The sequence below is a fragment of the Tardiphaga robiniae genome (genome assembly GCF_013359755.1).
Taxonomy (GTDB): domain Bacteria; phylum Pseudomonadota; class Alphaproteobacteria; order Rhizobiales; family Xanthobacteraceae; genus Tardiphaga; species Tardiphaga robiniae.
This window is the reverse complement of the sequence record NZ_JABMCJ010000087.1, coordinates 1-19189: the sequence shown is the minus strand read 5'-3', so window position 1 is coordinate 19189 and position 19189 is coordinate 1. Positions and strand designations below refer to the sequence as shown.

22 protein-coding genes are annotated in these 19189 nt (G+C 60.7%); 6 read left to right on the top strand and 16 right to left on the bottom strand.

The window, feature by feature from the left end:
- Positions 1-44: 44 nt before the first annotated feature.
- Together HP556_RS17955 and HP556_RS17950 are read right to left on the bottom strand one after the other, a co-directional pair.
- On the bottom strand, positions 45-677 hold the full coding sequence (locus HP556_RS17955) for a hypothetical protein (protein WP_175367986.1): 633 nt from the start codon (positions 675-677) through the stop codon (positions 45-47).
- A gap of 50 nt (positions 678-727) precedes the next feature.
- On the bottom strand, positions 728-1153 hold the full coding sequence (locus tag HP556_RS17950; RefSeq protein WP_175367985.1) for a hypothetical protein: 426 nt from the start codon (positions 1151-1153) through the stop codon (positions 728-730).
- Between the two features lie 287 nt (positions 1154-1440).
- On the opposite strand from HP556_RS17950, the gene HP556_RS17945 reads away from it, so the two are divergent.
- Entirely contained in the window at positions 1441-1704 is a 264-nt protein-coding gene (locus HP556_RS17945) for a hypothetical protein (RefSeq protein WP_093762074.1), read from the top strand.
- 93 nt (positions 1705-1797) lie between these two features.
- Positions 1798-2001, top strand: a complete 204-nt coding sequence (locus HP556_RS17940) for a hypothetical protein (protein WP_175367984.1) — start codon at positions 1798-1800, stop codon at positions 1999-2001.
- 9 nt (positions 2002-2010) lie between these two features.
- Here HP556_RS17940 and HP556_RS17935 read toward each other — a convergent pair whose 3' ends face one another.
- Positions 2011-2232 (bottom strand): hypothetical protein, encoded by a 222-nt coding sequence (locus HP556_RS17935; RefSeq protein ID WP_141137104.1) that lies wholly within the window; start codon positions 2230-2232, stop codon positions 2011-2013.
- Positions 2233-2382: 150 nt separating this feature from the next.
- Here HP556_RS17935 and HP556_RS17930 point away from each other — a divergent pair, with 150 nt between their 5' ends.
- On the top strand, positions 2383-2526 hold the full coding sequence (locus tag HP556_RS17930; protein ID WP_175367983.1) for a hypothetical protein: 144 nt from the start codon (positions 2383-2385) through the stop codon (positions 2524-2526).
- Positions 2527-2700: 174 nt separating this feature from the next.
- Positions 2701-3012, top strand: a complete 312-nt coding sequence (locus HP556_RS17925; protein ID WP_175367982.1) for a hypothetical protein — start codon at positions 2701-2703, stop codon at positions 3010-3012.
- Between the two features lie 983 nt (positions 3013-3995).
- On the opposite strand, the gene eutC is transcribed toward HP556_RS17925, so the two are convergent.
- The 13 genes from eutC to HP556_RS17855 all read right to left on the bottom strand — a co-directional run bounded on the left by eutC (position 3996) and on the right by HP556_RS17855 (position 17610).
- Positions 3996-4769, bottom strand: a complete 774-nt coding sequence (gene eutC / locus HP556_RS17915) for an ethanolamine ammonia-lyase subunit EutC (RefSeq protein WP_120292982.1) — start codon at positions 4767-4769, stop codon at positions 3996-3998.
- A gap of 1 nt (position 4770) precedes the next feature.
- Positions 4771-6162 (bottom strand): ethanolamine ammonia-lyase subunit EutB, encoded by a 1392-nt coding sequence (locus tag HP556_RS17910; protein WP_175367981.1) that lies wholly within the window; start codon positions 6160-6162, stop codon positions 4771-4773.
- 9 nt (positions 6163-6171) lie between these two features.
- Positions 6172-6960, bottom strand: a complete 789-nt coding sequence (hisN, locus tag HP556_RS17905; protein WP_175368039.1) for a histidinol-phosphatase — start codon at positions 6958-6960, stop codon at positions 6172-6174.
- Positions 6960-7895, bottom strand: coding sequence for a choline kinase family protein (locus HP556_RS17900; protein ID WP_175367980.1), 936 nt, complete (start codon positions 7893-7895; stop codon positions 6960-6962). The genes hisN and HP556_RS17900 overlap by 1 nt, the downstream gene beginning before the upstream one ends.
- Positions 7896-7908: 13 nt before the next feature.
- Entirely contained in the window at positions 7909-8874 is a 966-nt protein-coding gene (locus HP556_RS17895) for a phosphotransferase family protein (protein ID WP_175367979.1), read from the bottom strand.
- Between the two features lies 1 nt (position 8875).
- Positions 8876-10162 (bottom strand): Zn-dependent hydrolase, encoded by a 1287-nt coding sequence (locus HP556_RS17890; RefSeq protein WP_175367978.1) that lies wholly within the window; start codon positions 10160-10162, stop codon positions 8876-8878.
- The gene (locus HP556_RS17885) at positions 10155-10916 is read right to left on the bottom strand and encodes a DeoR/GlpR family DNA-binding transcription regulator (RefSeq protein ID WP_116661694.1); all 762 of its coding nucleotides are present in this window, start codon (positions 10914-10916) and stop codon (positions 10155-10157) included. The genes HP556_RS17890 and HP556_RS17885 overlap by 8 nt, the downstream gene beginning before the upstream one ends.
- Positions 10917-10980: 64 nt before the next feature.
- Positions 10981-12819, bottom strand: coding sequence for an ABC transporter ATP-binding protein (locus HP556_RS17880; protein ID WP_175367977.1), 1839 nt, complete (start codon positions 12817-12819; stop codon positions 10981-10983).
- Entirely contained in the window at positions 12819-13736 is a 918-nt protein-coding gene (locus tag HP556_RS17875) for an ABC transporter permease (RefSeq protein WP_175367976.1), read from the bottom strand. The genes HP556_RS17880 and HP556_RS17875 overlap by 1 nt, the downstream gene beginning before the upstream one ends.
- Positions 13736-14716, bottom strand: coding sequence for an ABC transporter permease (locus HP556_RS17870; RefSeq protein ID WP_175367975.1), 981 nt, complete (start codon positions 14714-14716; stop codon positions 13736-13738). The genes HP556_RS17875 and HP556_RS17870 overlap by 1 nt, the downstream gene beginning before the upstream one ends.
- Positions 14717-14784: 68 nt before the next feature.
- The gene (locus HP556_RS17865) at positions 14785-16368 is read right to left on the bottom strand and encodes an ABC transporter substrate-binding protein (protein WP_120292964.1); all 1584 of its coding nucleotides are present in this window, start codon (positions 16366-16368) and stop codon (positions 14785-14787) included.
- A 412-nt stretch (positions 16369-16780) separates the two neighbouring features.
- Positions 16781-17008, bottom strand: a complete 228-nt coding sequence (locus tag HP556_RS17860; protein WP_175367974.1) for a site-specific integrase — start codon at positions 17006-17008, stop codon at positions 16781-16783.
- Between the two features lie 95 nt (positions 17009-17103).
- Positions 17104-17610 (bottom strand): isochorismatase family protein, encoded by a 507-nt coding sequence (locus tag HP556_RS17855; protein WP_175367973.1) that lies wholly within the window; start codon positions 17608-17610, stop codon positions 17104-17106.
- 90 nt (positions 17611-17700) lie between these two features.
- Here HP556_RS17855 and HP556_RS17850 point away from each other — a divergent pair, with 90 nt between their 5' ends.
- Together HP556_RS17850 and HP556_RS17845 are read left to right on the top strand one after the other, a co-directional pair.
- Positions 17701-18636, top strand: coding sequence for a GlxA family transcriptional regulator (locus HP556_RS17850; RefSeq protein ID WP_175367972.1), 936 nt, complete (start codon positions 17701-17703; stop codon positions 18634-18636).
- A 358-nt stretch (positions 18637-18994) separates the two neighbouring features.
- Positions 18995-19189: FAD-dependent oxidoreductase (locus HP556_RS17845; RefSeq protein WP_175365836.1), on the top strand; the 195-nt coding region annotated here is incomplete at its 3' end.

Genomic DNA, 19189 nt, shown 5'->3' with positions numbered 1-19189 from the left:
CCCGCATTGCTGCGAGCGGGCGTTCTTCGTTCAATTCAATCAGATCAGTACGCGCGGCGATGCTGCTGCGACTGGTGATAACCACGCTGCGGTCCTGCGGCGCGCGGCGCATACATCACCTTCGGCGCGCCATAGCGATGCGCCTGATGATAACCGGTGCGCGACACGTAGCTGCGCTGCGTAGTGCCGTAACGCGTGCGCGGCTGCATGCTGTAGCCGTAACGATAGCTCGGGCGCGCACGATACTGGCTGCGCGACGGATAGCTGTAGATCGCGGGCGAACGATACGCCGGACCATAGGAGTAGTTCACCGGATTGGCATAGGGGCCGCCGTAATAGCCGCGACGATAGCCGTAACCGTAACCTTGACCGTAACCCTGGCCATAGCCGCGCCAGCCGATCGCAGTCTCCTGATAGGTCGGGACCGGCGCGAACATGCCCGGGCCGCTGAAGGTCGGGCCCTGGTTGGCGTAATAATACTGACGCGTCACCGGGGTCGGATCGGGCAGCCGCTCATAACCGGCGCCATAGCCGCAGGGGCTGACATAGGCCTGGCCGCAAGGCGAGCAGCCGTTTGAGGTGAACAGGCCGCCGCCGCAGGCCATTGCAGGCGCTGCGCCGGCAGTGGCGGTGACAACGGCAAATGCCGCAACCCATTTTGAAATCGCGTTACGCATGAATACTCTCTCCTGTCGGGTGTCTTTTTTTGGTGTTGGTGATTGGTCGGTCAGCGTCGGAATTCCGGCGGTGCGACGATGACCTCAGGTGGATTGAACGGCACTTCATTATGCCGCTCCATCGGCGCGGATTTCGCCGACCAGTGCTCGTGGAAGCTCTCGGCCGGCTGCGGCAATTTGCGATTGGCCGGCGGCTCGATCTCCAGACGCCCGTAGCCGGGCTTGTGGCCGAGGCTCGGATAGTAGTGGCCGACATTCGTAACCGGATCGACGTAACGACCGCCATAGACTGTCGGTTGAATATGAATGCCGCGCTGCAAGCCCCAATCGCCTTCGATCACGCGATAGGACGCATCGACGCCGTTGATGATGATCGGCACGCCGGGACGACCGGGCACGACGATGTTGAAACCATCGGCGGCTGCAGCCTGAAGCGTGGTCGCAATCACAAAAAGCAGTGCTGAGAGGGTTCGCATGGCCATGTCCTGCATCTCGGCGGTACGATATTCGAACGCCTGGCAGGATGGGTTAAGGGCGCGGTCTAAACTGCCGGTAAGCCTAACGCGCAAGCATCAGGCGAAGTTCAAATGCGCGGGATCGCAGCGTGGATTCGTTAACGCAACGCGCTCTCACGGCGATCTGATCCCGGTCGAAAGGCGTTAAGCGCGCGCCGCGCACATCTTGCGTATCGCCGTCGCAACGTGATCTGATCCCTTCAGCCGTTGTCGCAGACATCTGCAGTCGTCATGTCCGGAGAGCCCCGATGAAGTTCCTCAGTGCAGCCATCATCCTGTCGACGCTGGTCGCGACTCCCGCTTTCGCGCGCCACTGGAAGCATCATCACAGCGCCGAAACCTTCGTCTTTGCCGCACCCGGCCAGCCCTACCGGATCCAGTTCGGGCACAATTACGGTCCGGGTCTGCAGCCGGGCACCTTCGCCTATTACGACGGTCCCCTCGCCGCCCGCTGCAAGCAATCAGCCGCGGCCTATCGCGGCCAGGACGGCCGGGCGTATCCCTGCTTCTGATTAAGGTTCCACAGGCCGGTTGACGGGTGGGCAGATTGGCCACTGCGATCGAACTACTCAACCTCCGCCGCGTTGCCGCGCCGGAGGTGGCACATGCCCTACGCGCTATTCGAAGACGACCAGAAGCTCAGCCAGGAATTCCCGACCGAGGAGGACGTCTGGCAACATGCCGACGAAGCCGGACTCGTTGATGTTGTGGACGGCAAGACGGTGCTGGAGGACGGCTACACTATTCAGCCGTGCAGCACCGAAGAGGACACGGGCGAGCCGATCGCGGTACCGCCGGCAGTGACTTAGGAACGACTCTCACAATCCTTGGTTGGAAGACTGAGCGTCCTGAGCGCAGGATGGACGTTCCGAAAGTCCTGCCACCTCTCCAGGGGTGGTGGGGCTTTTGCTGTCGTAGCCATTGGTATGCAGTAGCCGCACAAACTCATCCATGGACGCGTTCAGTCGCCTGGCACGCTCTTCAGATTCGGGCGTTGAGGTGCTGCCGAAAAGCCGGGTGATGGATTCGCGAAAAGTCATGCGATTCCCCTTACTCATTGAGACGCGCTTAGGTCGCGCGAATGGCAAATTGGTTCAACTCGCCGCGGGGCTTATTTAACAGTTTAACACACACGCCGCTTGACGGCGAATCACATGAAGGATTCTCTATCCCCGTTCAGGGAGGCGGAGATGGAAGACCACTTCACTCACCAGTATTTCAGCCGGCAGTGCTTCGAGCGACATCACGCACGCGAGGTTTGGGAGCGCGCCCTCTGCGCAGGCGCCCTGCTCTTCGGCCTGACGGCCTCGTTCGCAGCCTGTCTGTTTATTTGACGCCCGTTCGCCTTCGGCGAACCTCCCACAGCCAGCCGCCCAAAGGCGTCAGCAGGCCGCTTGGAGACGCATGGGCGCTGACACGACGACGGAGCCAGATTCTGCACTGTGCCCCGTTAGGCTTAACCCGCTGACGCGCTTGCACTAACGTCGCTCAATCTAAATGATGACGCCATGAGTTGGGTCGAAGAGCGCGATCGTTTAATCGCGGAGACATTGGCATTTGTAAAAGAGGTCTCGGGCAACCAGCCCGAGCTGGCCGCGAAGTTGACCGTTGCGGTAGACGCCGAGATGAAAGCCGCTGAAAATCCGAAGCAGATCGTCCCGGAACCTGCGCAGCCGATGAAGCTGACTGATCTCCGGGAAGACATCCGCAATCGCGTGGCATCATTCAAGGCACGGCAGCAGGAAATGCAGGACAAGCGGGAGGCCGATTATCACGAGGTCATCGCAAAAGTCCGGGCTACCTTGGAACAACGTTCATAGGTTGAACCCACCGATGGCGAGCCGGTGCGAAAGACCGTTTTGACAAGTTATTGAAATGGTGGTGCGCTTAGAGAGAGAAAGCTTGAACTTTCTGTTTGAGGTGCTTGAAGAGTGGGAGCGCCATCTCGCACAGCTCGCCCCTAAGGATCTGGAGTGCGATGGTGCGCATCTTCGACTATGAATTCAATGAGATAACGGCTGTCCGACGGTGAAGGTGGACAATCGGAAGTCCCCGCCGCCGTGCTCCTACAGCTGACATATGACGAGCGGTCGCAGTTGAGGGCCCAGACCTCAAACGGCTACGGAGGTGCCGGTCAACGAATTGGGCGAGCGGTTTCGGTCCGGGTTGCTGCGGCCGTCGCGGTCGTCATTGTCGTCCGCGGTGCTAGGACTCCCAGCTGATGCACAGAGGCCGTGGAGGTTGGCGCCGCCGACTGTTCCTGGACATTCGCGGCTCCCAGCACTCGAACTTGCACCGCCGATATCGGCAAACCCGCCGCTTCATAGATCGGCAACTCCGCAGCGAAGCCGGCAGTGCCACCCGAAATCGCGATCGCGGCGACGGCTGCGATCGATAAGGAAGTCATCTTCACTATTAGTCTCCTCGTAGGATTCAATAAGGCAGCCTGCCCCCCTTTGCTGCACTGCGATAGTTCATTGCTGCATTGCAACAATGCAGGTTCGCACATTGCGCCTTCCAGCCGGCTCTGGCGTCCCGCGCTAGCATCCGCTCGGCGCGGCCTCGCACGCCTCGGATCGAAGGCGCGATCCCCGGCTTAAGGGGGCAATATTGGGCTCTGACGCAATTTGGTGCAGGCGCATCAAGGGGCGCCGATTAGTCGGGCTTGGAGCAAGTCGAGCTTGGCGCGTCCATACATCTGACTGACGCTTAACGAGCTTGAGCTTTGTTATCCGTCCCTCGGTCTGCCCGTTGGACCATGCCGATGTTACTGCAGCGCTGACGTCACGAGCGTTCCGGAAGGTCACCGCCCGTTCGCATCCGGACACGGCAAGACGTCGAGAGCCGCCTTCAGCCCGACGCCGCTGACACCGACTTTCAACATGTCGACCACCAACGATACGACCAGGTCGGTGGCATCCACAATGGCAAGGCCGCCATCCCGGACGTTGGAGATGCAGTTTCGCTTCGAATCCGGCGTGCCGATCGCGGGCGAATGGGTCAGGTAGATTCCGAGACTGTCGGCCGCCGAAAGGCCGGGACGTTCGCCTATGATCATGACTGACACCTTCGCGCCGATGATCGCCGCAATGGGATCTCCGATGGCGACGCGCGCCTGCGATGCCAGAACGATAGGCGCAATAGAAAGCTGCCGGGCCGACAGCCGTGCGACGATCGCCCTCGTCAGCGGCACCGCGTTGATGTCGATCGCGCTGGCGGAAAGGCCGTCGGCGAGAATGATCGCGACATCGCAGCCCGGCGTCATGCTTGCGAGCCGCTCTGCAACCTCGGCGGAGAGAGTTCGGCCGAGATCGGGGCGACGGACATAGGTGGCACGATCGCCCGCCTTGCTGGCGACCTCGATGATACCCAGCCCGAGCTCATTCAGGCCGGCTTCGACCGAAGCCCAATCGACACTGGACCACACGGCCTGCCGTGCACGCGCGTGATCGAGCAGAAAGGACTGTGCCGCGCGTGTCGGCATGCCCGCTCCGAATCTGCCGAGAAGTACCCGTGCGTCCGTCATCTGCCGCAGATCGCGTGGCAGTGGGGATGTACGTTCTGGCTCCTTCGTCATGTCAGATCCCGAGTAACCTGGAATTCGCCATGTAGTCGGTCAACCCGGTTGGCGCGTCGAGCAGGCGACCCGCCTCATCGGTCAAGCCGACCTCAACGAGCCAACGCTCGAACTCCGGCGCCGGCGGACGATTCAAGGTTTCCCGGCAATAAACGGCGTCGTGATGCGCGAGCGATTGATAGTTCAGCATCACGTCGTCGGCACCAGGCACCGTAATGACGAAATTGACATTGGCGGCGCAGAGCAGTGTGAGCAGCACATCCATATCTTCCTGGTCCGCATCCGCATGATTGGTGTAGCAGACGTCGACGCCCATCGGCAGGCCCAGCAGCTTGCCGCAGAAATGATCCTCGAGCCCGGCGCGGATGATCTGCTTGCCATTGAAGAGATATTCCGGGCCGATGAAGCCGACAACCGTGTTGACGAGCAGCGGATCGAACTCGCGCGCGACCGCATAGGCACGTACCTCCATCGTCTGCTGATCGACACCGAAATGCGCGTCGGCCGACAGCGCCGCGCCCTGCCCCGTCTCGAAATACATCAGATGAGCATCCGCCGGACCACGCTTGAGGGCACGAACCGCCTCATAGGCCTCGCGCAACAGCGACAGACTGACGCCGAAGCCGTCATTCGCCTTTTGCGAACCGGCGACCGATTGGAACACGATATCCACCGGCGCCTTCGCGGCCATCGCCTTCATTGCTGTCGTCACGTGACCAAGGCAACAGGTCTGTGTCGGGATCGCTAGGCGCGTGCGCAATTCGTCGAGCAACGCGACGATGCGGACATAGTCCTCCACAGTATCGGTGGCCGGATTGACCCCGATCACGGCATCGCCGGAACCCATCAGCAGCCCGTCGAGCGCCGATGCCGCGATGCCATAGGAGTCGTCGACGGGATGATTGGGTTGGTTGCGCGTGGATAGCCGTCCTTTCAGCCCGATGGTCGAACGAAATTTAGTGACGACCTCGCGCTTCGACGCGACCGAAATCAGATCCTGCAGGCGCATGATCTTGGACACTGCCGCGACCATTTCCGGCGTCAGGCCGAGTGTCAGGTCCTCAAGTTGCTGCTGGGCGGTTTTGGGGGCGAGCAGCCATTCCCGGAACTCGCCGACGGTCAACGACGAGACGGCGGCGAAGGCAATCGGATCGTGCCTGTCCTGAATCAAACGCGAGACCTCGTCGGTCTCCGGCGGGATCAGCTCTTCAGTCAGGAATGTTTTGAGAGGCAGATCGGCCAGCGCGATCTGAGCTGCCAGCCGCTCCACCGGCCCGTCCGCGGCAATGCCGGCGAGCTGATCGCCCGATCGCTCGGGCGTCGCCTTCGCCATCAGATCCTTTAGATCGTTGAAGCGGAAGACGGTGCCTTCGATAGTGGTTTTGTAAGGCATTTTCACTCGTTACCGCCGGATGAAGGCCAGCGCTTCCGCATGCAGCGCGGGTGTCGCGCTCGCCAGCACGCGCCCGTCCGAGCGGAGGGACAGTGGACGCCCCTCCCAATCGGTCATGCAACCACCCGCGCTGTGCACGACCGGAACGAGTGCCATGTAATCATAGGGGTGCAACCCCGTTTCCAGAACGATGTCGCAATGCCCGGAGGCAAGCAGGCCATAGATGTAACAGTCTCCGCCGAAGCGGCGAAGTCTCGCACTCCTCGACAGCCGCTCGAATGTCTCGACTTCCTCGTCGATGAACATATCCGGCGACGTGGTGTAGAAGCGCGCATCTGCGACGCGCCCACACGCACTCGTCCGTGCTAACGTGCTCTTGTACATGGTGCGACCCGGCTTGGCACTCCATCGCTCCCCCGTAAAGGGAATGTCGATCACTCCGCAGAACGGCTTCTCTTCATGAGAGAGCGCTATCAACGTCCCGAAAAGCGGGAAACCCGTGATGAAACTCTTGGTCCCGTCGATCGGGTCGATGATCCAGTTAAAGGCGCCGCGCGGCGTGCCGCCGGTTTCCTCGCCGATGATCCCGTGATCCGGAAAGCGCTGCTGGATCCTTTCTCTCAAATGCAGCTCGGCCGCGCGATCGGCGACCGTCACCGGACTGTCGTCAGGTTTGGAGATGACATCCAGCGGACTGCGGAAATGCGACAGCAGAAGCGGTCGCACCGAATCCGCGAGTTCGGTGGCAAAAGCGAGATAGGCGTCGGCATCGTCTGCCACCAGGGCGTCCTCGAACATCAAAGTGCCTTCAGAAACGACGGCCATCGTGGATCCTGGATGATGGAGCGGGCGCGCATGTGTTTCCAGATCCCATACTTGTAGAAATCGAAATCCAGCGTCGAGACGCGATTCTGCACCATCGCCCAGGTGCTCCATTTGATGTCGGCGAGCGCCTTGTGAATCACGAAGCGTGCGTGCAGCCGCCGGTCGAAACGGCCGAAATAGGCTTCGATGATCTCCTGTTCGACATCCTCCGGAAAGAAGTGCTCGCTGCTCCAGATCGCAAGATCGTAGAGCCGTTCATTGTTTGAGGCATATTCGAAGTCAATCAGCTTGACCGATCCGTCATCGCCAACCAGGAAGTTGCCTGGCATGGGATCGTTGAAACATGGCACGAGATCCAGCCCCGATGCGTCCAGTGCTGCACGCGCCTGCTGATACTGACGATAGAGCCAAGTGTGATCCTCTGGCCAGTAGCCGCCGAGCTGCCTGACCTGGTCATAGTGTTCATCGATCATGTCGAACACGGTCTTCGTCAATGGGAGCGGTTGAGCCCGGTGAAAGCGGCGATAGATCTGCACCACGTTGGTGCGAAACCCCTGATCCACGGCATCGCGATGGGTCGATGCGCGGCGATCATCGAGGAATTCCGACACTTCGATATCCAGATGATCAAGATAATCGAAGGTACGCGGGCCGATATCGATAGCCTCAGCCTGCTTGCTCGCTGCCCGCGCGGCATTGCGATCGATGAACATCTCCGTGCCGCGGCCGGGAATCTTGACAAAATAACCGATCGCATCGCCCTCGACCCTGACGCGGAAATTGGTGTTGCTGATGCCACCAGAGACCGGCGCATAGGACAGGCGGCGCCCCTTCCAGGGCGCGACCTGAATGATGGCCGCTTCGAGCGACCGTTCAGCATCCGACGTGCCATTGCCTATGTCCATCATGGTACTCGTCCGCCTAGAGAGATCGCAAGCGCTGCTCGAAACCGGGATTCTCCAGCAGCATCCGGCAGCGCAGAAAACGCCAGCCCGCATATTTCAGGAATTCGACGCTGCGCAGCGGCGATCGAGCATGCTGCAGCAGACTGCGCAGCGCCCAGTACAGGTCGTCGGCAGCAGCATAGATCCGGCAACGACTGAAGGCTGTTTCGCTGAAATGCCCGTCATGCATTTCCAGCAGCGGCTTCATTTGGCTCTCGAACTGATAGAGCTCGTTCATCTGAACGCCGAGCTGATAATAGGGATCCATGTCGGCCGCCATGTCGAAATCCACCAGTATGATTGATCCATCCGGATCCAGCATCACATTGGAGGAATGCGGATCGCCATGTGCCGGCTTGTCGGTGACGCCCGCTGCGGAGATCGCCTCTCGCATCGCCGCCATCCATGCCAGCATCCAGTCCGTGTCAGCAGGCAGGTTCTCACCACTCTGCACGACGAGCGTTTTCAGCCTGTCGATGCCGTCGAACACCGACCATGACCGCCCGAATGGCGCGCCTGCCGCGATGGTCTTCTGCATCTCGATCAACCGGGTTGTCATCGGCGGCTGCATCAAGTCGTCGATCTTGGCCGCACGCCAGCCGTTTCCGAGTCGAGCAAAAAGCACCGCGCGCTGCTCGGCTGCACGTCCGACTGGTTCCGGCGAAAACGCGAGATCATTGAGCCTGCCAGCAGCGGCGAACGCGACATCGTCATCGACCAGCTCAGCCACTTCGTCATTTGCCAGGCGCAGGAAGTAGCTTGGTTCTGCGCCGCCGATCGCGACATCAAACGACTGCGACTCGACAGCCTGATAGGACGGCGACGCTACCGGCGACGTGCAGGCGACATAAGTCACCCGCGATGCATCGAGCACCGGCAGGCTCACGATTGCACGTTCCACGCGTTGTTCGAGCAGAGAAACCGGATTCCCGAGCGCCTTCATGTCATGCCCCGTCCGTGTTGCCGAAGCTTTGCAGACCCTTGCAGGCGATCTCGTAGAGCATGTCCGCGAGGACCCGCGTGCCGAAGGCCTGATCCGCGGCGCTGGTGAATTCGGTGGGGTGATGAATGACGCCATCGCGCGAACGCACGGCCATCACGATGGACGGACAGACGGCCGATAGCGCAACGGCATCGTGTCCGCCGATCGTATCCAGCGAACGCGCGGTCTCTCCGTGTGTTGCGGCCATCCGCTCGGCCAGCGCGATCAGCCCTGCATCGAAGCGGCCGGCCTTGCGGCGGTCGATCGAGCGAACCTCGTAGGTGACGCTGGCATTCGCCGCCGCCACCTCGATCCGGTCCAGCATCTTGGTTTCGGCTTCGGCGAGAATCTCCGGCGAGCCAGAGCGCAGCTCAATGAACAGAACGGCCTCCGACGGCACGGTGTTCGGTGAATTGGGAAATACTTCGAGCCGCCCGACGGAGGTGTGCAGGTCGAGGCCGTGCTCGCGCGAGATCTGCTTGAGATCGGCGATCAGATAGGCGGCTGCAAGCACCGCGTCCTTGCGTTCCGCCATCGGCGTCGCGCCCGTATGGGCCTGTCGGCCGAGGAATGCGAGGCGATATTTGGTAGCGCCCCAGAACCGGGTGAAGACACCAAACTTCTCTCCGGACTGAAACAGTGCCTTGTCACCCTCGATGTGAAGCTCGATCAAAGCGCTTGGCACGGCAATTTTGCTCGTGCCTGCATATCCGATTTCTAAGAGCGACTGCCGCACCGAGATGCCGTCGCCGTCGACGCGGTCGAGCGCCCAATCAAGTTCAGCTGCGCCAGCGAACACGCTGCTACCGAGCAAGCTCGGCTGGAATCGCGCGCCCTCTTCGTTGGTCCAGTTCACCACCCGAAAATTGCAGAGCGACGACTTACCCTCGGCCTTGAGGCGCTGTGACACGGCAAGAACGGCCTCGCAGGCTGACACCACGCCGAGCGCGCCATCAAACCGACCGCCATTGGGCTGGCTGTCGATATGCGACCCGACCATGACCACCGGCGCATTTGCGCCTGCCAATATCAGGCTGCCGAACTGGTTGCCGATCGCATCGACCGCCTGTGTGAAGCCTTGAGCGGAAAACCAGCCCGCGAGCCAGTCCCGCGCCGCGCCATCCTCTTTCGACAATGTCAGCCGCGTCATGGCGCCGTCCGGTCCACCGCCGAAGACCGACAGTTCGTCCATCATCGCCTGCAGGCGGGCTTCGTCGATCGGTGCGTGGTCAGAGAGGGTGTCAGGCATAGATGATGTCCACTTTGGATTTCAGAAACTGGCTGGCGAAGTCCTTGGTCAGCGGTGCCCCGGTGATCACCGCATGCACATCCGAAAGGCCGAATGTGTGGATCGAACCGATGCGCCCGAATTTCGAACTGTCGGCGACGATGACGGCGCGCTTGGCCTGTGTGCGCGCAATCCGGCGGATGATCGCCTCGTCCTCGCCGTAGTCCATGAAGCCGCGCTCGGCATGCACCGCGCTGATGGCGATGATGGCGAGATCGAAGAAATGGTCCTTCATCGCGGCCACCGTCTCCGGTCCGAACGTCGCCTGGTATTCGGTCCGCAGTCGGCCGCCGAGCACGCGCACGCTGGGCGTCGGCTCCCGGTAGAAGTGGGCTGCGACAGCCAGTGAATTGCTGACGATGGTAAGATCCTTGCGTCCCTCGATATAGCGCAGGCAGGCGAGAGCCGTCGTTCCCTCGTCAATGAAGACCTTCATGCCGTGCTCAATCAGCGCTGCGGTGGCTTCGCCGATGCGTGCCTTCTCCTTGGCGCCTACCCGCAGACGTTCCGCAAACGGCTGATCGCTTTCCTGCCGATCGATGACAGCGCCGCCGTAAACCCGGCGGGCAAAACCCTGCGTCTCGAGCTCCCTGAGATCCCGCCTGATCGACTCGTGGCTGACCCTGAGTTGATCGACGAGATCCTTGACGTGAACACGTTGCTTGTGACGCAGCATTTCGCGGATCAATTCCAGGCGATGCTCCGTGAAACTCATGGACGTTCCTCGACTTCGATAGCTTTTGCAGGCTCTTGGCGCATGTTCTTATGCACGATCATCCTCAGGAATTGACCGGGACCGTCTCGCTGAAGCGAGCGGTTACGGCCGGCGGCACCACGAGATGGCAGGCGGCGAAATCCTGCCGCTCCCGCACCGTCAGGCTTGGCTGCGACTGGCTGCATTTGTCCATCGCTTGCGGACAGCGCGACCTGAAACTGCACCCTTCGGGAATATTGAGCGGGCTTGGCGGCTCGCCTTCCATTAGGCAGTCCTCCGGCCGGTAGCGCCGCTGTTCGAGCGTCGGCATCGCGCTGAGAAGCGCCTTCGTATAGGGATGCCCCGGATCGAAAAACAGCCGCTCGTTGTCGGCGAGTTCGAACACCTCGCCGAGATACATCACCGCCACACGGTTGCACGCCTTCCGCACCATCGCGAGATCGTGCGAGATATAGATGTAAGTGAGGTCGTATTCCTTCTGCAGCTTCTGGAACAGATCAAGAAGCTTGAACTGCTCGGCCTGGTCGAGGGACGACAAGGTTTCGTCCATGATCAGGATCTCGGGCTCCAGAACCAGCGCGCGTGCAACATTGATGCGCTGCCGCTGCCCCGCGCTCAGTCCCAACGGAAGCTCCTCATAGAGATCGACCGGAAGCCCGACCTCTCCCATCACCTTCAGCACGCGCGCGCGAATCTTTGCCTTGTCACGCCATCCGTGCGTTCGCAGCGGATCCTCCAGTATCTTGCCGACCGAGGTGCGAGGTGGCAGCGATCCGAACGGATCCTGCAGGACCATCTGCAGTTTCCCGCGGAATGCCAGCAGTTGCTTGCCTTTCAGATTTGCGATATCGGCCTCGCTGCACAGAATCTGGCCGGAACTCGGCAGTTCGAGCCGGCACAGCAGCCGCATCAGCGTGGATTTGCCGCAACCGGACTCGCCCACGATGGCAAAGCTGTCGCCGCGCCGGATGTCGAAGGTGACGTTGCGAACGGCGCGCACGAGATCGACCCCGCCGAAACCCGTCTTCTTGCGTACTTTGTAGCTCTGCGACGCATCACGCAGGCTTAGCACGACATCCCGGCGATCGTCGCGCGGCGCGGGCACGGGCGCGTCGATCCAGATTTTCGGGGTCTGGCTGACGAGATCGCGCGTATATGAATAGATCGGCTTTGCAATCAGATCCTCGGTCGACTGCTCCTCGACGATCCGGCCCTCATCCATCACCAGGATCCGCGAACATGCTTCGCGTGCGACCGGCAACGACGAAGACACGAACAGGACGGCGGTGTCGAAACTAGTCGTCAGTTCCTTCATCAGCCGGATAACCTGCGCAGCCACGGTGACGTCGAGCGGCTGCGTGACGTTGTCCGCGACTAGCAAAGCCGGGTTTGTCACCAGCGCGTCCACGATCAGCGCACGTTGCATCATGCCGCCCGAAAAATGCGACGGATAGTCATGAAAGCGGCTTCGCGCCGAGGGGATGCGGACGGCGTCGAGCAGTTCGACGACCCGATCCTGCGCCTCCCGGCGTGAGACGTTGGGGACGACGGCACGCATCTTCTCCACGATCTGTGCACCCACCGACAGCGTCGGATCCAGCGCGCCCTGCGGGTTCGCACCCACGTAAGAAATCCGCTGGCGCAGTAGCCGCATGTCGGATCCGCGCATGGCGTAGAGGTCACGTCCTTCGAACAGCACCTCGCCGGATTGCTTCGCCAGCGGCTGCTCCAGCCAGTTGACGACGGTCTTCGAGAGCACGGTCTTGCCGCACCCGCTGGCGCCGACCACACCGACGATTTCACGTGGCGCGAGGCTCAGTGATACGTCGTTGAGGATGATTTTCGAGGAGCTGCGGCCGGCGGTGACCGTCACGTTCCTAAGTTCGAGAAGCGGCTCCGTCATCACTCCGAACCTCCATGAATGGTGCTGCGTGCGCGTTCGAGGGAGGCGCCCATCAGATTGATGCTGGTGAGCGTCAGGCCGAGAAAAAGGCCCGGCATGGTGGCGATCCACCAGGCATTGAGCAGATATTTGCGGCCGTCAGCGATGATGTTGCCGAATGTCGGCGTCGGCGGCTGGACGCCGAGGCCGAGAAAGCCAAGCGTCGATTCGAAGATCATCATGCGGGCCACGTCGAGAACCGACGTGAACAGCACCGGCGGCAAGAGCAGCGGCAGCAGCAGTGTCAGGATGATGCGGAGATCCGTCGATCCGCCGATCTTGGCGGCACGGACATATTCGCGTTGTCGCTCGGTCATGACGATGCTGCGCATGATGCGTGCATAGACCGGCCAGCTGGAGACGCCGAGCACCAGAATGATCGCCGGGATGGTGGGCCGCGACACGCCCAGAACCGCGATGGCGAGGATGATCATGGGAATGGAAAGCTGGGCATCGGTCAGCCGCATGATGATGGCGTCGGTCCGGTTGCCGAAATATCCCGCAATAGTGCCGAGCGCACAGCCTATGATCAGCGTCACGATGACCGACGCGACGCCGATCAGGAACGAATAGCGCAAGCCCACCAGCGAACGAACCAGCATGTCGCGGCCGATCTGGTCCGTTCCGAGCGGATAGGCCCAGCTCCAGTTGTTGCCGATGAAGAGCGGCGGCAGCAGCCGTGCCTTGATATTTATCTTGGTGGGGTCGATGCCGCTTAGCTCGGGGTAGAATGCCGCGGCGAACGCGAGGATGAGAAATATTCCCAGGCCCGCGCGAAAGCCGGGCATCGACGCTGCCCGGCTGAAAATTCGGCGAGCAATGGAGCGTTGCGATGTAACGGGCGCAATGGGCGCTGCGGTGGCGGTGACGATGGACATCAGTATTCCAGCCTCGGATCCATGGCGGTGGCAGCGAGATCGACGACGATATTGATGAGCACGAAGATGGCGCTGGTCACGATCGCGATGCCCTGGATCAGCGGGAAATCACGTTGCAGCACGGCATTGATCGTCAGCAGGCCGAGACCGGGATAGTCGAAGATGTATTCGACGATGATGACTCCGCCGAGCAGGCTGGAGAACTGGATTCCCAGCAGGTTGAGCAGCGGCACCGACGCGTTGCGCAGCGCATGGTTGGCGATGATGCGGCTGCGGCTAAGGCCGCGCACATGACCTACCGCCACATAGGGTTCGGTCATTTGCGCCGACACCGAACTCACCAGCGTTCGGATCAGCACCGGCGACAACTCCACCGCAAGCACGATGGCCGGCAGGATCGTATAGGCGAAGCCGCGATAGCCGATCGCCGGCAGCCAACCGAGCTTGACGGAGAACAGCAGCGCCAGAACGATGCCCAGCCAGAAATTCGGCAGTGAGATGAAGACGGACGACACGTAGAATGCGAGCTTGTCCGGCCATCGCCCGATCGCGAGGCCGCCGGCGATCCCCACGATCCCTGAAAACACCAGCGCGATCACCAGAGTCACCGCAGCGAGCTGCAGCGTCATGGGCAGAACTTCCATGATGAGGCCGAGAACAGAAGCCCGCTCACCACGCGTCGTGTCGTTGAAGTTCGCCCCGCCGGTCGAGGCTCCGTTGGCGGGCCGCACGAAGGACTGGCCGAGATCGCCGCGGACGACGCCATACATGTAGCGGCCGAACTGCACCAGGATCGGATCGCGCAAGCCCATGTCGGTTGCGATCTTCTCGATCAGCGCTTCGGGCGCCATGCCTCCCGCCATCAGCCGTACGGGATCGCCCGGTACGACCCTCAGCAATGTGAAGATCAGCAGCGAAACGAGAAAGATAATGACGACTCCCTGAGCAAGGCGCCGCATAAGAAAATTCAGAATGAACATTCAAAGCTCCAAGAAAGCCAGGCATGGCTGCGCACCGCATCATTGCAGTGCGCAGCGGTCACTCCTGGTCATGCAACGGGCTTGGATGCGTCCATGGATCCATCCGGATAGATATACATGCCTTCGAAATCCTTCTGCATCGCGTGGATCATGACCGACGTGAACAGCGGGAGCGCTGGCATTTTTGAAGCGAGCAAGGGCATCGTTTCGGTTTGCAGGATCTTCTTGCGCTCTTCGAGCGTCGCCGCGCTGCGTTCCTTGTCGAGGCTTGCATCGATGGCAGGATCCTCGATGCCGCAGATGCGGTGCGACGACGAATGGAAGTGGGTGCGCAGGACCAGATCGGGCTCCGGCGAGCCCGTCGACCAGCCGCAATCGACCATATGGCCGGGACCGCCGCCCGGACGATGATAGAGCCGCTCGTTCCAGGCGGCCGGCTCGAGCACCGTCAGGCTGACATTGAAGCCCTGCTCGTTGAGCATCGCGGTGATGACCTCGCCATATTCCTTGGTCTTCGGGTAGAAGCCGACCGATGTGATATATTCGAGCGGCGGCAATCCCTTGCCGTTCGGGAAGCCTGCCTCGGCAAGCAACGCCTGGGATTTCTTCGGATCAAATTTCGGATAGTTTTCGAGATCGACGTAACCGAACTTCACGGGCGAGACGAAGTTCGACGATGCGTGGCCGGCCGATCCCAGCACTTCGAGAATGAGGTCGCGATTGATGGCGTGACAGGCGGCGAGGCGGATGCGCGGATCGTTGAACGGCGGCTTCGAGCAGCGGAACCACAGATATTTGTTCTCGACCGACACCACGCGATTGATGCGGATATTGGCGTTGCCCTTGACTGTATCGACCTGCTCGGGCTCCAGTCGCTCGACGATCGAGGCCTGACCGTTCATCAGCGCGAGCATCCGCGTGGTGGAATCGCCGGTGAATGTGAAGTTGATGCCGGCGATGGCAGGCTTGCCTTTGAAATAGCCGTCATAGGCCTTCATCACGGTGTCATTGCCGCGCTGCTCGACGAAGCGGAACGGCCCGGTGCCGTTAAGCCGCTGCGGCAACACGCCACCGGGACCGGCCGCGATGTCCTTCGCCGACATGATCGGCAGGAACGCCGCCAGGAACATGAAGAGATGTGCGGGATAGCCGCCCTTCGACGTATCGACGATCACTGTGTAGTCGTCCGGCGTCTCGATCTTCAGCGTTTCTGTCGGGCCGGGATACCACTGCGCCGGGCGATCCGCGCGCGATCCATATTCGAATGTGGCCTTAACGTCTTCCGCCTTGAACGGCTTGCCGTCATGGAAGGTCACGCCCTGGCGCAGCTTGATCTGCAGGCGATTGGGATCGAGCAGCTTGATGTCGGTCGCCAGTTCGTAGATCACCTCGCCGGGATTATCGAGCTTCATTGGCGTGCGGGTGAGAAAGCCCATCACGAAGCCTTCGATGTTCTTCTGCGACAGCGTCGTGTGCGCGGTCGGATCCCAATTGCCCGTGATGTTTTCGGCCGACAGAAAGCTCATGGTCTTGCCGGCTTGGGCATGAGCCTTTGAGATGAAGAAGTCCGGATCGATCTGCGCATAGCCAGCGGCGACTGCAGCGCCGGCAGCTCCCTTCAGAAAGTAGCGACGGTCAAATTGTGTAGGCATAGCCATCTCCTGTTTCCGCAAACCGGACAATCGGTCAAAACGGTCATGCAGGAGCTGTGCCATCTTCAAAAATAGCGAAACCAGATGATATTTTGTGTGTTTTTTGACCGTTGTTCGAAGCCATAGATGACTGCGACATCGTTTGCCTGATTTTCGAAGAGCGAACGGCTATCTCTTAGGCATCGGCTATGACGATCTCATCGCCGACACGATGGAGCTATTAGCACCATGTTCCAACAGCGACATCCACCACGGAACTCCCCCAATGACTTAAAAGGCAATTTCAGTGACATAAGCGTTGTTAAATTTGCTCGGCATGGTGCAACAATTTCTTGGGCAATCAGCGCAAAGCCATAACCCGGCGATATGCGCCGTCCGCTTTGCGCCAGTACCTGACATTCAATGAGCACGTTCAGGGATGCTCCCTACTCGCGAGCAGACCTCCGCCCAGGGGCGTGGCACGCAGGCCAGCTACCGTTTTGGGCACATCCTCATTGCCATACGGATCGACGCGGGTCTCGATGCAAAGTTCGCGACGCTCAAAGTCGATATGCTTCCAACGGAGCGCGTGAAGTTCGCTCGCGTGGACGCCGGTCGCGGCGGCAAACATGAGTTCAATGCGAAATGCATCGTCGGCCAACTGACCGTTTCGACGTCGATTGAACCGTGATCGGTGCCATCGCTTTCTGAGCACGAAATGACGCCGCCGGATTGACAGGACTATCTGTCGATATCTCACGAGCTCCACAGGTCCGTTACGCTGGCGATAAGACCTTTCGATCCCAGAGCATTTAACGCAATATTGTGAACTGTCTCAGTTGGAGCACTGCAGAGTTCACCGATGACCCGGACGGACAGGTCGTCAGCCGCGCGCGATAAGGCGGTGAAGACGACACAGTTCTGCGTCATCATTCCACAGATCAGCAGCTCGTCGGTTTTCGTTAAATGAGACGATAGTTCCGTCTCCTGGAAAGCGTCGGCGAACTGTTTGGTGACAATCGGAGCATCAACTGCAGCTGCAAGAATCGCTGGTCGGACGGCACTACCTGGGCCGTTTGCCGCGAACAAACCGGCGTCTGCCTTCGACACGTGTCGGACGAGGACGACGTTGTCTCCTGAAGCTCTTGCCCGCGCGATGGCGGACACGATGCGAGCCTCAATTCCATCGGGCTTCCATAGTGGAAGCAGGCCACCGGGAAAATATTCGTTCTGGACGTCGATCACGAGAAGCGTGCGGGTCATAATGGGGCTCCTAAGGTTTCAGCGACCTTTACCCGCGCGCACCTGCGTCTGTCAGTGGCCCGATGGACATTTTTGGTGTAGATCGGGCCAATGCGAATTGCCGTCCTCGCCTACGATCACATCAGTCCGTTCATGCTGTCCACGCCGCTCGCGGTGTTCGGCGAACCGTTCCTGGCCAGCGGTCATCGGATCGACGTCTGCTCAAACGAGCCTCGTTTAAAGACCACAGGCGGATTGACGATCGAGGCGGGCTATCCGTTGGAGGCGGCCCGCGAGGCCGACGTCGTGATCCTGCCGGGCTGGCGGAACGTCGACGAGCCGCTGTCGTCGGATATCATCGCGGAAGTGCAAATGGCAGGCGAACGCGGGGCGATCGTCGTCGGTCTTTGCCTTGGAGCCTTTGGTCTTGCCGAAGCCGGCTTGCTCCATGGACGCCGTGCCACAACGCACTGGGCTCAAGCGAAGACGTTCGCGCTACGTTATCCCACGGTCGATGTCGATGCCGGCGCACTCTTTATCGACGAAGGACAAATATTGACTTCGGCGGGTATCGCGTCCGGGCTGGACTGCTGTCTGCATCTGCTCGCCCGCGTGTCCGGGCTGGGCGAAGCCAACCGCGTCGCCCGTCACCTCGTCCTTGCGCCGCAACGCTCGGGCCAGCAACCGCAGGTGCTTGAGCGGCCGGCCATCGGATCGTCCTCCGATCGGCGCGTCACCGAAATTCTGGAAGGGCTGCGCGTCGATCCGACCCGGACGCCGTCGCTCGACGAACTGGCGGAGCGTGCCGGCATGAGCCGCCGAAGCCTGTCGCGTCATATCCGCTCGCGGATCGGCGGCAGCCTTGGACAATGGCTGAAGCAGGTGCGTCTGTCGCGCGCCCAGGAGATGCTGACATCGGGCGTACATCGTATGGAAGATGTCGCCCTTCGCAGCGGGTTTCCAGATGCGCACGCATTGCGGTCAGCATTTCGTGCCGAGCTCGGGCTTACGCCGACGCAATGGATGGCGCGGCAGAAAGTCGGCTGATCGCAGACCAATCGATCTGGAGCTGGCGATCGCAAGAGCCCCGTCATTCTAGAACCTCAATGACACGAAGCTAGTTTTCGCCTCTCAATGATGGCGGCAACATCTCGATCGTTTTCGATAACGTTCATTCGCCGAAATGAAATTCTTGTTCTTGCTGACGAAGACCGCACGCAATCGCAGATCGCGACGTTGGTCTCTCAAGGAAGCGATAGTTCTTTCTTCACCCCGCGCCATTGCGGCGTGTTTGTCCTCCGCTTGGAGCAATATCTGAAATTGCCAGAGCGAATGTTGTGGGCAAACATCCACGACAGCTTCTGACGCCTTGCGGGCGCATCTCGATTTGCAGCGGAGACATGAAATGAGCGACAACGCGCCTCGCGTCGATGCACGCATAGCGGACGGCGTCGAGCTCGATGCAGATGTGCTGGTGCTCGGCGGCGGCCCGGCCGGCACCTGGGCGGGAATCAGCGCTGCCGGCGAGGGCGCGCGCGTCGTGCTCGTTGACAAAGGCTTTTGCGGGACCTCCGGCGCCACAGCACCATCCGGCACCGGC